This window comes from Streptomyces sp. NPDC057694 (assembly GCF_042799415.1).
In the GTDB taxonomy this organism is placed as follows: Bacteria; Actinomycetota; Actinomycetes; order Streptomycetales; family Streptomycetaceae; genus Streptomyces.
Genome location: NZ_JBHVIX010000002.1, coordinates 455,027 through 467,898 on the forward strand (window position 1 = coordinate 455,027; position 12,872 = coordinate 467,898).

Annotated in this window: 15 protein-coding genes; 1 reads left to right on the forward strand and 14 read right to left on the reverse strand. The window is 70.7% G+C overall.

Translation table 11 applies throughout. From position 1 onward, the window contains the following. Positions 1 to 58: 58 nt before the first annotated feature. The 9 genes from ACFVDP_RS09010 to ACFVDP_RS09050 all read right to left on the reverse strand — a co-directional run bounded on the left by ACFVDP_RS09010 (position 59) and on the right by ACFVDP_RS09050 (position 6,027). The gene (locus ACFVDP_RS09010) at positions 59 to 670 is read right to left on the reverse strand and encodes a bifunctional 4-hydroxy-2-oxoglutarate aldolase/2-dehydro-3-deoxy-phosphogluconate aldolase (RefSeq protein ID WP_383485612.1); all 612 of its coding nucleotides are present in this window, start codon (positions 668 to 670) and stop codon (positions 59 to 61) included. A 23-nt stretch (positions 671 to 693) separates the two neighbouring features. Beyond that, positions 694 to 957, reverse strand: coding sequence for an HPr family phosphocarrier protein (locus ACFVDP_RS09015; protein ID WP_383485615.1), 264 nt, complete (start codon positions 955 to 957; stop codon positions 694 to 696). Further along, a complete protein-coding gene (locus tag ACFVDP_RS09020) occupies positions 954 to 2,054 on the reverse strand; it encodes a DgaE family pyridoxal phosphate-dependent ammonia lyase (RefSeq protein ID WP_383485618.1) in 1,101 nt (366 codons plus the stop codon). The genes ACFVDP_RS09015 and ACFVDP_RS09020 overlap by 4 nt, the downstream gene beginning before the upstream one ends. Before the next feature lie 80 nt (positions 2,055 to 2,134). Then, positions 2,135 to 2,872, reverse strand: a complete 738-nt coding sequence (locus ACFVDP_RS09025; protein WP_383485621.1) for a DUF4310 family protein — start codon at positions 2,870 to 2,872, stop codon at positions 2,135 to 2,137. Between the two features lie 13 nt (positions 2,873 to 2,885). After that, a complete protein-coding gene (locus ACFVDP_RS09030; protein ID WP_383485623.1) occupies positions 2,886 to 3,674 on the reverse strand; it encodes a DUF4311 domain-containing protein in 789 nt (262 codons plus the stop codon). Between the two features lie 4 nt (positions 3,675 to 3,678). Next, a complete protein-coding gene (locus ACFVDP_RS09035; RefSeq protein ID WP_383485626.1) occupies positions 3,679 to 4,014 on the reverse strand; it encodes a DUF4312 family protein in 336 nt (111 codons plus the stop codon). Further along, on the reverse strand, positions 4,011 to 4,379 hold the full coding sequence (locus ACFVDP_RS09040) for an SFCGS family glycine-rich protein (protein WP_383485630.1): 369 nt from the start codon (positions 4,377 to 4,379) through the stop codon (positions 4,011 to 4,013). The genes ACFVDP_RS09035 and ACFVDP_RS09040 overlap by 4 nt, the downstream gene beginning before the upstream one ends. A gap of 37 nt (positions 4,380 to 4,416) precedes the next feature. Then, positions 4,417 to 4,812, reverse strand: a complete 396-nt coding sequence (locus ACFVDP_RS09045; RefSeq protein ID WP_383485633.1) for a hypothetical protein — start codon at positions 4,810 to 4,812, stop codon at positions 4,417 to 4,419. 81 nt (positions 4,813 to 4,893) lie between these two features. Further along, positions 4,894 to 6,027, reverse strand: a complete 1,134-nt coding sequence (locus ACFVDP_RS09050) for an amidohydrolase/deacetylase family metallohydrolase (RefSeq protein WP_383485636.1) — start codon at positions 6,025 to 6,027, stop codon at positions 4,894 to 4,896. Between the two features lie 167 nt (positions 6,028 to 6,194). Between ACFVDP_RS09050 and ACFVDP_RS09055 the strand changes: the two genes are divergently transcribed. After that, the gene (locus ACFVDP_RS09055; protein ID WP_383485638.1) at positions 6,195 to 6,941 is read left to right on the forward strand and encodes an IclR family transcriptional regulator; all 747 of its coding nucleotides are present in this window, start codon (positions 6,195 to 6,197) and stop codon (positions 6,939 to 6,941) included. A 75-nt stretch (positions 6,942 to 7,016) separates the two neighbouring features. Here the strand turns inward: ACFVDP_RS09055 and ACFVDP_RS09060 are convergent, their stop codons facing one another. The 5 genes from ACFVDP_RS09060 to xylA all read right to left on the reverse strand — a co-directional run bounded on the left by ACFVDP_RS09060 (position 7,017) and on the right by xylA (position 12,738). Beyond that, positions 7,017 to 8,396 (reverse strand): GH1 family beta-glucosidase, encoded by a 1,380-nt coding sequence (locus tag ACFVDP_RS09060; RefSeq protein WP_383485641.1) that lies wholly within the window; start codon positions 8,394 to 8,396, stop codon positions 7,017 to 7,019. An 8-nt stretch (positions 8,397 to 8,404) separates the two neighbouring features. After that, positions 8,405 to 9,241: a carbohydrate ABC transporter permease gene (locus ACFVDP_RS09065; RefSeq protein WP_383485643.1), complete on the reverse strand. Its 837-nt coding sequence runs from the start codon at positions 9,239 to 9,241 to the stop codon at positions 8,405 to 8,407. Positions 9,242 to 9,246: 5 nt separating this feature from the next. Further along, positions 9,247 to 10,197, reverse strand: a complete 951-nt coding sequence (locus tag ACFVDP_RS09070) for a carbohydrate ABC transporter permease (protein ID WP_111665094.1) — start codon at positions 10,195 to 10,197, stop codon at positions 9,247 to 9,249. 14 nt (positions 10,198 to 10,211) lie between these two features. Then, positions 10,212 to 11,438, reverse strand: coding sequence for an ABC transporter substrate-binding protein (locus ACFVDP_RS09075; protein ID WP_383485647.1), 1,227 nt, complete (start codon positions 11,436 to 11,438; stop codon positions 10,212 to 10,214). 130 nt (positions 11,439 to 11,568) lie between these two features. Then, complete coding sequence (gene xylA / locus ACFVDP_RS09080; protein WP_383485650.1) at positions 11,569 to 12,738, reverse strand: xylose isomerase; 1,170 nt, start codon at positions 12,736 to 12,738, stop codon at positions 11,569 to 11,571. Positions 12,739 to 12,872 lie beyond the last annotated feature (134 nt).

The following is a 12,872-nucleotide window of genomic DNA, read 5'->3' on the forward strand; positions in this document are numbered from 1 at the left end:
CCGGGGCCGCGGCCTTCGCGTCACGCCGAGAGCGGTCGGCTGCCCCGCCGGGCACGCCTCAGCCGATGCTCTCCTTCAGCCGTGCGACATTGGCCCGCACGTCGCCCTTGGCCAGATCGCTGCCGATGCTGACGGTGAAGGCACCCGCGGCGAGCCACTGGGCGGCGTTGTCCACGCTGACGCCGCCGGTGGCCATGATGCGGGCGCCGGGCAGGACTGACAGCAGCGACTTCAGGTAGCCGGTGCCGCCGATGTTCGCGGGGAAGAGTTTCGCGACCCCGCGGCCGGCCGCGATGCGCAGTTCGCTCGGGGTGAGGCCGCCCTCGACCAGCAGCCGGCCCGCGGCGTCGGCCACGGGCCGGACCTCCGGTACCTGGAAGGGGCTGACGAGGAAGTGCGCCCCGGCCGCGAGGGCCCGCTCGGCGATCTCCGGTGAGGTGACGGTGCCCAGGCCCAGGGTGATCCCGGGCGCCTCGCGCGACCACGTCTCCACCAGCTTCTCCCAGCCGGGCGTGGTGGCGGTGAACTCGAAGGCGGTGATGCCGGACTCGACCAGGGTGCGGGCCATCCGGTCGGCCGCGTCGGCGTCGGCCTCGCGGACGGTCGGGGTGACGCGGGCGAGCCGCAGCCGCTCGATGACATCGGGCACGGCGGGGGCGGCGGGGTTCAACGGTGTCTCCGTACGGTGTTCGGTCATGCCGGGGCCGCGATGAGCGCGAGCGCGTCCAGGGTGGACTCGGCGTCGGCGCCGCGGGCACGCAGCACGATGGCGTCGCCGCAGCGGATGTTGAGCGTCATCAGGGACAGGACGCTGCGGGCGGGCACCTCGGTGCCGTCCTCGCGGGCGACGGTCACCTCGGCGGCGGCGCGGGCGGCGGTCTGGGCGAACGCGGCGGCGGGGCGGGCGTGCAGGCCGGCCTCCTCGGTGACCACCAGGCGGCGCTCGACGACGGTCATCGGGTTCCTCCTGCGAGCAGTGCGGTCAGCCGGTCCACGAGCTGGTCCTCCTCGTCGGGGCGCAGTGGGCGCGGGTCGATCAGCAGTCGTCCCGTCACGGCGAGGTGGTCCCTCAAGTGGACTCCGGTAGCGGCGAGTTCGGCCGCTAGCTCGGTCGCGTCACGGCCTGCCTCGGCCGGGTCGACGGTCAGTTCGGTGCGGTGGATGGCGCGGCCCGCCTCGTCACCGACGACCCGGGTCGTGATGCCGGGGAGGTCGGCGAGGCGCGCGGCCAGCTTCTCCATGCGCGCGCGGTGCCCGCCGGGCGTCGCGGTGCCGTACTCGCGCAGCGCCTGAACGAGGCCGAACAGGGTCTCCTTGCCGACCTTCATGGGGCGGGCGATGCCGCCGTACTGGGCGCGGCAGGCGGCGATCCGCGCGGCGCTGCCGCAGATCATGCCGGAGGCGGGCCCGCCCACGGCCTTGCCACCGCTGTAGACGACCAGGTCGGCGCCGGTGGCGGGCCAGTGCTTCAGGTCCTCCTCGGCGGCCGCGTCGACGATGACGGGAATGTGGTGCCGACGGCCGACCTCGATCGTCTCCGCGAGGGTGACCATGCCCTTCTGCACGGCGTGATGGGACTGGACGTACAGCAGGGCGGCCGTGCGCGGGCCGATCGCCCCCGACAGATGGCCTGCGGTGACCTTGTTCGCGGAGCCGACCTCGACGGGACGGCCGCCGCCGAGCGCGATCATCTGGCGTATCGGGGCCCCGAAGTAGACGGAGTGGCCGCGCGGCAGGATCACCTCGGACGGCGCGTCGCCGGGGTCGGGCAGTGCCTCGACGCGGGTCACGTCGGTGCCCGCGATCACGGAGGCGACCGCGATGGCGACGCCGGAGGCGGCTCCGGTGGTGGGGCAGCCGGCCTCGGTGCCGGTGGCGCGGGCGATCTCGCGGCCGACGGCATCCAGCAGGTCGTCCATGACGACGTGGTGGCGGGCCGCCTCGCCCATGGCGGCGATGACTCCGTCGCCGAGGACGCTGCCGCCGAGGGCGGTCATCCTGCCGCTGGCGTTGATGGCGGGCGGGACGCCGAGGTCCTGGTGGAGGGTGGGCACGCGGTCTCCTTGCGCTGCGGGTACGTAAGCAGGGGCGAGTACGGGAGCAGGGGTGGGGGCGGGTACGGGAGCGGGGGCGGTCACTTGCCGGGGATGGGGAAGAAGAGCCCGGCGAGCATCGCGCCGATGATGGCGCCGCCGGTCAGCGGCTTCTTCCACTTGTAGAAGAGGGCGGCGCCGATGGTGGAGCCGAGGCCGACGGGCAGCGACGCGGTGGCGGCGGAGATGATGACGAGCGGGCCGAGATAGCGTCCGGCGGAGTTGCCCGCGCCCATCATCACGTCGGCGCCGAAGGTGGAGGTGCCGCCGGTGGAGTTCACGGTGGCGCGGCGGATGACGAGGATGGCGACGCCGATGAGCGCGCCGAGCACGGCGCCCACCGGGATCGCGAGCCAGAAGTGCTCCAGCGGGGCGGTGAACCCGGCGGCGAGCAGCATGGCGGGGATGCCGATGCCGACGCCGGTCTGGAGGGAGCCGCCGATGTCGAGGATGCCGACCATGGGGCCCTCGATGACGCGGGCGAACAGGAAGCCCGCGCCGAACGCGGCGGCGGCTCCGTAACTGCCGCCCTCCATACCGGCCTTGAGCATGGAGACGACGGCGACCTCGTTGAACACGCCGGTGTCGTAGACGTAGTAGAGGTGCGTGCCGGTGAAGATGCCCGCGGCGAGGCAGGCCACGAAGACGGGGAAGGCCCACTCGGAGAGCCAGAAGCTGCCCTCTCCGGGCACCTTGCTCAGGAAGCCGCCATTGGCCGGCGCGGCACCCGGGTTCTGCGCGGGTATGCCGCCCGCGGCGGCGGTGGAGGTGTCGGTCATGTCGCTGCCTGCCTCACTGGGGCTTGGTACCGGTCGCATCGTGGAGCTGCATGAGCCAGTGCGGCACGTCGACCTTCAGCTGCGCGAGCAGGGTGAGGTCGGCGCCGCGCAGGAAGGTGCTGGCCGCGAACAGGATGATCACCGCGCCGGCCAGGGACTTGGTGACCTTCGTCCAGCCCAGGTCGTCGACGCCCTTGCCGATGACGATGCCGAGGACGATGCCCGGGACGGCGTTGCCCATGACGAGGTGGCCGAGGCCGCCGAGGACGGTGCCCCAGGCTCCGGTGCGGCGGCCCGCGTCGACGGCCGCCATCCAGAAGATGATCGGCATGACGGGGTTGATCAGCCATTCCGACGCGGGGCCGAGGACCTTGGCCGCGACTTCCTGGAGGGAGTGCGGGATGGAGGCGGCCGTGGTGTTGAGCAGGGTGATCAGGACCATGCCGACGACGGTGCCGGTCAGGGCCATCCGCCGGGGGTTGTGGAGCGTCTCGGCGAGGCTCCGGTTCTTGATCATCGCGGCGGACGCGGTCCAGTGCGGGACGATGCGGTGGTCCACGTCTCCGGTGAGCGCGCCGGTGCCGACCGCGCTCGACCAGGCGTTGAAGAGGAAGCCGAGGCCGAAGGAGAAGTGGGCGACGGGGTCGTTCTGGCAGGCGTTCAGTTCGCCCAGGGTGCGGAAGGCGCCCATGCCCTGGACCTTCGGCGCGTGGAACATACGGGCAACGCCCGCACTCGCGCCGAAGCCGATGAGGCCGCCGATGACGAGCGACTCCAGGAGGACGGTGAGGGTGTCGTTCATCGGGTCACCTCATGTGGAGGGCGTGCTGGAGCGAGGAGAGCCGCTCCTCGCGCACCGTGAAGTCGACGGCGTCCAGGTCCAGCGAGGCCACCTGGACCTCGATGCTCAGCGTGATCTCGAAGCGTTGCCGGGTGCGGGGGAAGAGCAGGCCGAGGAACCGCTCGGTCCAGCGGTGCTCCACCGCGGAGACCACGTCGAGTTCCAGGGGCTCCACACGGAAGTTCACGCCGTCCGTGAGCTTCGCGACCTCGGACTGCACCTGACCGATGGCGGTGGCGAACGCCTTCTCGCGGGTGGGTCCCGAACCGCTGAGCCGCAGGGTGTGCCGGGACTGCTTCACGAGGCCTCCTTGGCGAGCTTCTTCAGCAGCGCCTCGGTGACCTTGAAACCGAGCTCCTCGCTGTCGAGGAATCCGAAGCCGAGCACGGTGCGGCCCTGTTCCACGGCGGTCACCCCGGCCTGCGCCGAGCGCATCCCGAACTCGATGTCGTGGCCGTACTTGGCCTTGGCGGTGACGGCTCCCGCGCCGCCGCTGCCGCAGAAGGAGATGCCGAGCTGAGCACCCTCGGCGTCCATCACGTCGCCCACCTTCATGTCGGCGCCGGGGCCCGGGATGAGGACGGGCTCGCCGCCCGCGGCGCGGATGCCGTCGGCGACCGCCTGGCCCTTGCCGAGCCGGTGTCCGATCACGATCTTGACTGTCATGGCGGTGCTCCCTGGTGTGTCGGTCATGGCTGAGCTGTCATGCCTGCTGGCTGGTCTGATGCTGGAGCTGTGCCGCCGCCTCGAAGTGCAGGGCGAGCAGCAGGACTTCGGTGTCGTGCGCGGGGAAGTCGCGGGGCGCGCAGTAGGTGTCGACGAGGGTGCGGACCGCGGCCATGCGCCCGGGGGCGATCTCGGCGCCGAGTTCCTCGTCGAGCGCGTCCAGGTGCTCGTCCGCGCGGACCCGCCGCACGAAGGCGAGGGCGTGCACGGCGAGCGCGAGCGAGCGGACGTCGTCGAAGCCGATGCCGCAGGTCTGCGCGTAGACCTGGGCGAGCGGCAGGAACGCGGCCAGGTCGGCGCGGTCGGCGTCGGTGACGGGGGTGGCCGTGTCCCGTACGGTCGCCGCGAGTCGCTCGATGAGGGGGGTGGTCATGCACGGGCCTCTCGGTGGTTCGGTCGGTGGTTCGTGTCGTACGGCGGGCGGCCCGGACGTGTGTCCCCGCGGGAACGTCGCTCAGGGCGTGCTGTCGACGGGGTGGGGTCGTCCGGCGCGTACCGCGGCCACGGCGCTCAGGCGGGTGGTGCCGGTGCGGGTGGCGCCCTCGGCGTCGGTCAGCGTGACGGGTCCCTCGGTCAGCCGCAGCAGCGACAGGTCCGCTACGGAACCCGGTCGCAGGGTGCCCAACTCGTCTTCCATGCGGACCACTTGTGCGGCGTGCAGGGTCGAGCAGCGGATCGCCTCGTGGGGGGTCAGGCCGAGGGCGACGAGTTTGGTGAGGGTGGCGACGAGGGAGTGCACGGGTCCTTCGACGTTGCGGAGGTGCAGATCGGTACTGATCGTGTGCGGGGTGAAGCCCGCCGCGAGGGCGCGTTCGGCGGTGGCGAAGCTGAGGCTGGCGCTGCCGTGTCCGACGTCGAGGCGGACCCCGCGGGCCACGGCGGCGCGCGCCTGGGGTTCGCTGCCGAAGAGGCCGCCGGGCTTGCCGTGGAAGGCGTGGGTGACGACGTCCCCCTCGCCGAGCAGGTCCAGTACGTCGCCGAGGTGCGGCGGTTCGTTGCCGACGTGGACCATCACGGGCCGGCCGACCCGGCCGGCGACGCGCTTGGCGGCGCGCAGCGGGGCGAGTCCCGAATCGCCGAGGACCGACGCGCTCATCCGGATCTTGATGCCGCGCACCCGGTCGGGGTGGGCGCGCAGCAGCTTCTCCGTGGCCGCCTCGTCGATGTCGTCGGGGCCGTGGCTGAGCTCCTGCCGCCCGTGCACCAGGCCGTGCCGGGAGATGTTGAGCCAGCTCAGGACGCGGGTGGCGGCCGGGTGGACAACGTTATCGGCGAAGTCGTCCCAGTGGTCGCTGCCGCAACTGCCCGCGTCCACCACGGTGGTGACGCCCTGGCGCACCCCGACCTCGTCGGCGGTCACGCCGAGGTAGGTGCCGGGAGCGTAGACGTGCGTGTGCAGGTCGATCAGGCCGGGGGCGACGAGCAGCCCGGAGGCGTCGAGCGTCTCCTCGCCGACGAGGGTGCCGGGGGCGCCGACGGCGGCGATCCGTCCGTCGCGCACGGCCAGGTCCCCCGGCACGGGCCCGTCGCGCAGCGGATCGGCCAACAGGCCGCCTGCCACGACGAGATCGAATCGTTGCGGGTGCACGGAGGAAGGTCCGTGTCCAGCCATGGACGGCCGCCTTTCACGAGCGTGAGAGTGGGGACGTGGGGGTTGTGTCGCACCCCAAGGACGCCATCCCGTTCCGTGGAGTAGAATGGCGTTCCGCTGTGCGGATCGATTGGCAACATAGTCCGCTTCTCCACGGAGGGTCAATGGAAGCGAGCAAGCCCGCGAATTCCGTCGCCAAGGCGCTGCATGTGCTGCATGCGGTGGCCCGCGCCGACGGGCCGCACCGGCTGGGCGACATCGCGGAGCGCTCCGGCGTCCCGAAGGCGACCGCGCACCGGGTCCTGGCGACGCTCGTCGAGGAGGGATACGTGGCGGCCGACGGCGAGGGGCGCTACGGCTGCGGGGTCCAACTGCGCTCCCTGGCAGCCCAGGTCCTCTCGGACGACGCCGTGGGCATCGACGCCGTACTGCGCGCCCTGCAGCAGCGGCTCGGACAGGCCGTCCATCTGGCCGTCCTCAGCGGTGACCACGCGACGTACACGCACAAGGTCGATCCGGGGCACGCCTACCGGATCGCGACCGACGTCGGGACGCCGCTCCCGCTGCACGCCACGGCCGCGGGCAAGGCCCTCCTCGCCCATCTGCCGGGGAGGGAGGCGGCGGACATCCTGGACCGCACCGGCCTGCCCGCCCGTACCCCGCGCACCCACACCGACCGCGCGGCGCTGGTCGAAGAGCTCGCGGCGATCCGCGCCGCCGGGTACGCCGTCGACTACGAGGAGGCGGACGACTCCATCTGCTCGCTCGCCGCCCCGGTGCTCGACGCCGACGGCACCGCGGTCGGCGCCGTGTCCGTCTCGTCCCTCACCTTCCTCGTCACCGAGGTCCAACTGGCCGAGTTCGCACCGGCCGTCCGGCAGGCCGCGCAGGACGTGTCACGGCGCCTGTGACCGCGACCGTCCTCGTCCGGACATGCCGATGCCCGGCTGAATCCTCCGCCGGGCATCGTTCGTCGAGGCTTCCCGTCAGCCCTTGTGGGCCTCGATCAGCTTCCGGTACCAGTGGTAGCTGTCCTTCGGGGTGCGCTCCTGGGTGTCGTAGTCGACGCGCACGATGCCGAACCGCTTGGCATAGCCGAGCGCCCACTCGAAGTTGTCGAGCAGCGACCAGACGTAGTAGCCGCGCACGTCGACACCCGCGTCCATGGCGGTGCGCAGCGCGGTGAGGTGCTCCTGGAGATACGTCACCCGGTCCGCGTCGTGCACGGCGCCGTCGGCGGACACCTCGTCGTACTCCGCGGTGCCGTTCTCCGTGATGTGGATCGGCGGCAGGGCGTCGCCGTAGCGCTCCTTGAGGCCGGTGAGCAGCTGGGTGAACGTCTCGGGGACGACCGGCCAGTTCATGGAGTTGCGCCGCACGTCGGGCCAGGAACGCTCGACGTACCGGTTGTCGCTGGCCGTGCGCAGGGACGCGTCGGGCTCCCGGTGCGGGGCGTCGGCGACGAGGGTGGGCCGGTAGTAGTTGACGCCGAGGAAGTCCAGCGGCTGGGCGATCAGATCGAGGTCGCCGTCGAGCCGGAAGTCCTGGCGGGTGATCAGCTCGCCCCAGGTGTCCTCGTCGGACGCGGGGTAGCGGCCAGCGAGGATCGGGTCGGTCCACACCAGGTTGTGCTGGGTGTCGGCGCGCAGCGCGGCGCCGCGGTCGGCGTCCGAGTCGGTGGCCGGGACGTTGAAGTCCGGATTGAGGGTGATGCCGACCTCGCGCACGCCGGCCGCGCGCAGCTCCTTGACGGCGAGGCCGTGGCCGACGAGCAGGTGGTGGGCCGCGGCGAGGGCGGGGGTGCCCTCCTGGGCGCCGGGTGCGTGGCGGCCGACCGAGTAGCCGAGGAAGGCGCTGCACCAGGGCTCGTTGAGGGTGATCCAGCGCGGCACGCGGTCGGCGAGGTGCCCGGCGACGATCGCCGTGTACTCGGCGAACCGCTCGGCGGTCTCGCGCACCCGCCAGCCGCCCTTGTCCTCCAGGGCCTGCGGCAGGTCCCAGTGGTAGAGGGTGGCCGCGGGCTCGATGCCCGCTTCGAGGAGTTCGTCGACGAGCCGCGAGTAGAAGTCGAGGCCCTTCTGGTTGGCCGGCCCCTGCCCCGTGGGCTGGATGCGGGGCCAGGCTATGGAGAAGCGGTACGACTCGACGCCGAGGTCGCGCAGCAGCGCCACGTCCTCGGGGTAGCGGTGGTAGTGGTCGCAGGCCACGTCGCCGGTGTCGCCGCCGTCCGTGCGGCCGGGCGTGTGGCTGTAGACGTCCCAGATGGACGGGCCGCGGCCGTCCTCGTTCGCCGCTCCCTCGATCTGGTAGGAGGCAGTGGCCGCGCCGAACACGAAGCCTTCAGGGAAAACGGGCAAGTCACTCATGAAAAGCCTTACTTGACGGATCCGCCGGTGATACCGGCAGCAATGTACTTCTGGGCGAGGACGAGCAGCACGGCGGCCGGGATCGCCGACAGGACGGAGGCGGCCATGACGGAGCCCCAGTCGCCGACGTGGGCGCCGATGTACTGGTAGATGCCGAGGGTGACGGGCTTGACGTCGTCGGTGGTGTTGAGCGTGAGGGCGAACATGAAGTCGCTCCACGCGTACAGGAAGGAGAACAGGCCCGCCGTGATGAGGGAGTTGCGGCTCATCGGCAGCACCACCTGGACGAACGTGCGCACCTTGCTCGCGCCGTCGACCTCGGCCGCCTCGATGACCTCCTTGGGGATGGCCACCATGAACGAGCGCATCAGGACGATGGCGAAGGGGATGCCGAGCGAGGCGTCGGCGAGCATCAGGCCGAAGTAGGAGTTGACCAGGCCCATGTCGACGTACGCGCTGTAGAGGGCGTTGGCGATGACGATGCCCGGGACCATCTGCGTGATGAGCGTGCCGAAGACGATGGACTTGGTGCCGGGCAGCCGGAACTGGGCGAGCCCGTACGCGGCGGGCGCGGCGATCGCCAGACAGATGACGACGGCGCCGAGCGCGACGGCGAGCGAGGTCAGCAGGTGGCCGCCCTGCTCGCTGATGGCGGAGGAGAAGCCGGACAGGTCGAGCGAGTGCGGCACGGGCGAGACCTCGAGGAGGCCCGACTCGGGCTGCAGCGCCGTGTTGATCATCCAGTACAGCGGGAACAGCATCACGAGCAGGATGACGACGCCGGCGACGGTGGCGCCCCAGCGGCGCTTCGGCCCGGTGGTTGCGGAGGCGGAGGCGGTTGCCATGCCGGTCACTTCCCCTCGGAGCGGTTGGCCCGCAGGTAGAACACCGCGAAGACGGCGGAGATCAGGATCAGGACGTTGCCGACGACGGCGCCCGCGCCGAAGTCGAGCTGAACGAAGGAGTTCTGGTACGTGAGCGTGCCGAGCGTCTGCGTGGAGTCGGCGGGACCGCCGTCGGTCAGGGCCAGGATCAGGTCGAGGATCTTCACCGTCGACATGAAGCCGAGCACGAGGACGACCGTGATGACGGGCTTGAGCAGCGGCAGCGTGATGGAGCGGAAGGTGCGCCAGGCGGAGGCGCCGTCCAGGGACGCGGCCTCGTACAGCTCCTTGGGGATCTCCTGGAGTCCGCCGTAGAGGATCACCATGTTGAACGGGATGCCGATCCAGATGTTCACCATGATCACGGAGAACAGGGCCATGCCGGGGCTGGTCAGCCACGGGGTGTGGCCGCCGAGACCGAGGGTGTCGAGGAAGGAGTTCAGGACGCCCGTGTCCTGGTCGAGGATGCGGCGCCAGACGATGCCGGAGACGACCATGGGGACGAGCCAGGGCAGCAGGATCAGCGAGCGCAGGAACCCGTTGAGGGGGAACCTCTTCGTGAAGAAGACGGCGAGCGCGAGGCCGATGCCGAACTGGCCGATCAGCGAGCCGATCGTGAAGACGATGGTGTGCCACAGCGCCTTGCCGAAGAGGTCGTCGTGGAAGACCTTGCTCCAGTTGTCGGTGCCGTTGAAGGGGGACTTGCCGTCGAAGAACGTGGACGGCGAGAAGTCCTGGAAGCTCATCACGACGTTGCGGACGAGCGGGTAGCCGAAGAACAGCAGCATGAAGACGACGGCGGGAGCGATGAAGCCCCACTGGGAGAGCCTGCGGCGGCGCCGCGTGTCGCGCTTCTTCACCGGGGTGGCGGGGGCCGGCCGGGTGGCGGGTGCGGCGGAGGCCGTGGTGGTCGACATGTTCGTGAAACCCCTCAGTTCCCGCTCGTGGCGCGCGCCTGCGCCTTCTTCAGCGCGTCCGCGCTGTTCTGACCGGTGAGCGCGGACTGGAAGGCGCTCTGCAGGGCCAGGGACACGGACGACCAGCCCGCGCCGACCTTCGCGGTGCGCGAGCGGGCGGTGGCCACCTGGTCGGCGAGCGCGTCGAGTTCGGGCACTTCCTTGCGCCAGATCGCCGCGGCCTTCTCGTTGGCGGGCACCATCCAGCTGTTGCGCGCGTAGGTGATCTGCTCCTTCTCGGAGGACATGCACCCGATGATCTTCGCGGCGGTCTTCTCGCGCGCCGTGTCACCCGTCTTCGGGACGGTGAGGACGGCGCCGCCGAGCGGACCGACGGAGTCGTCGCCGGCCTTGGGCACCGGGATCTGCGCGATGCCCCAGTGCAGGGACTCCTTGGTGTTCAGGGTCTCGACCTGCCAGGGGCCGTTGATCATCATCGCGGCGTTGCCGGCCATGAACTGGTCGTTGACGTCCGCCTGCGTCCAGTTGACCGTCGACTTGGACAGCGAGCCGTCCTTGAGCAGGCCCTTCCAGTAGTCGAGGGCCTCGGCGACCTGCTTGCTGTCGAGGTCGGTCTCGTCGCCGCCGTTGGACCACATGAACGGGGTGAACTGGAAGACGCCGTCCTCGGCGCCGCCCGCGCTCAGGGCGATGCCGTACTGCTTGCCCTGGGTCAGCTTCTTCGCGGTCTCCTGCATCTCGGCCCACGTGGTGGGAACCTCGAGACCGGCCTTCTTCAGGACGTCCTTGTTGTAGAAGAGGGCGAGGGTGTTCACCGTGCGCGCGGCGCCGTAGTACTTACCCTTGTAGGAGCCGAAGTCGACGATGCCCTGCGGGATGTCCTTCGTGGACAGTCCGAGGGACTTGAGGTCGACCAGACCTCCTGCCTCGGCGAACGTCGGCATCTCGGAGGCGTCGAACTGGATGACGTCCGGGAGCGACTTCGACGACGCCATCCGCAGCGACTTCGTCATGACCTGTGAGGCCGGGACGCTCTGCTGCTCGATGGTGATGCCCAGCTTGGCGCTGCACCGCTTCAGGGTGGCGGCGTCCCAGCCGTGGTACGAGTCGTCGGTCGAGGAGTTGAGGACGGTGTAGACGTCGTCGTCGCGCTGGCTTCCGCAGCCCGCGAGGGCGGCGGAGGCGACGAGGACGGAGACAACGGTGAGCGGGATCGCGGCCCGCCGGCGTGCTGCTGTCACGGTGCTTGCCCTTGCCTGGGTAGGGGTGGCCGGCCCGGCGGAACGCCCGTGTTCCGCCGGGGAGTCGCTACTGGAGACGTACGGTTCCGGCCAGGCCGTACGCGCGGGACGGGCGAGATGCCCGGGTGGCTCAGCGGGCGCCGAGCAGGTGGTCCATCGCGAGCTGGTCGAGCCGCTCGAAGGCCATCGAGCGCTGGGCGGCGGCCTCGACGTCGAACTCCTCGAAGGAGCTCTTGTCGGCGAGGAGGGCGGCGAGACCGTCGGCGGCGGTGGGCTGCGCGAGCTGGTCGAGGCGGGAGTCGAGCAGCGCCTTCTGCACCTCGGGGTCGGCGCGGAAGGCCGCGGCGCGCTCCTTGAGGATCAGGTAGTTGCGCATGCAGTTCTTCGCGGACTCCCACACGCCGTCGAAGCCGTCGGTGCGCACCGGCTTGAAGTCGAAGTGGCGCGGGCCGGCGTAGTCGGAGTTCTCCAGCAGGTCGACGAGCCAGAACGCCTGGCGCACGTCACCGGCGCCGAAGCGGAAGTCCTGGTCGTACTTGATGCCGGTCTGGCCGTTGAGGTCGATGTGGAAGAGCTTGCCCGCCCACAGGGCCTGGGCGATGCCGTGCGGGAAGTTGAGGCCCGCCATCTGCTCGTGGCCGACCTCGGGGTTGACGCCGACGAGTTCGGGGCGCTCCAGGCGCTCGATGAAGGCGAGGGCGTGGCCGATGGTGGGCAGGAGGATGTCGCCGCGCGGCTCGTTGGGCTTGGGCTCGATGGCGAACTTCAGGTCGTAGCCCTTCTCGACGACGTAGTCGCCGAGCAGGTCGAAGGCCTCCTTCATCCGGTCGAGGGCGTCGCGGACGTCCTTCGCGCCACCGGACTCGGCGCCCTCGCGGCCGCCCCATGCCACGTACGTCTGCGCGCCCAGCTCGGCCGCGAGGTCGATGTTGCGGATCGTCTTGCGCAGCGCGTAGCGACGGACGTCGCGGTCGTTGGCGGTGAAGCCGCCGTCCTTGAAGACCGGGTGCGTGAACAGGTTCGTGGTGGCCATCGGGACGGCCATGCCCGTCTCGTCGAGCGCGGCGCGGAACCGCTTGACGATGGCCTCGCGCTCGGCGTCGGTCGAGCCGAAGGGGATGAGGTCGTCGTCGTGGAACGTGACGCCGTGGGCGCCGAGTTCGGCCAGCCGCCGTACCGACTCGACCGGGTCGAGCGCGGGGCGCGTGGCGTCGCCGAACGGGTCGTTGCCCCGCCAGCCCACGGTCCACAGACCGAACGTGAACTTGTCTTCAGGGGTGGGGGTGAATCCGCCGGACATGGTGCCGTCCTTGGGTCGATCGTTTGTTTTCTGACATGACTAATACGTCATTCAGCCGCTCGGCGCCAGACCCAACGGTGAAACTCACACTTCACGGATCGGCAACTACCTGCTGTTACGTGAATCGAAGCGCT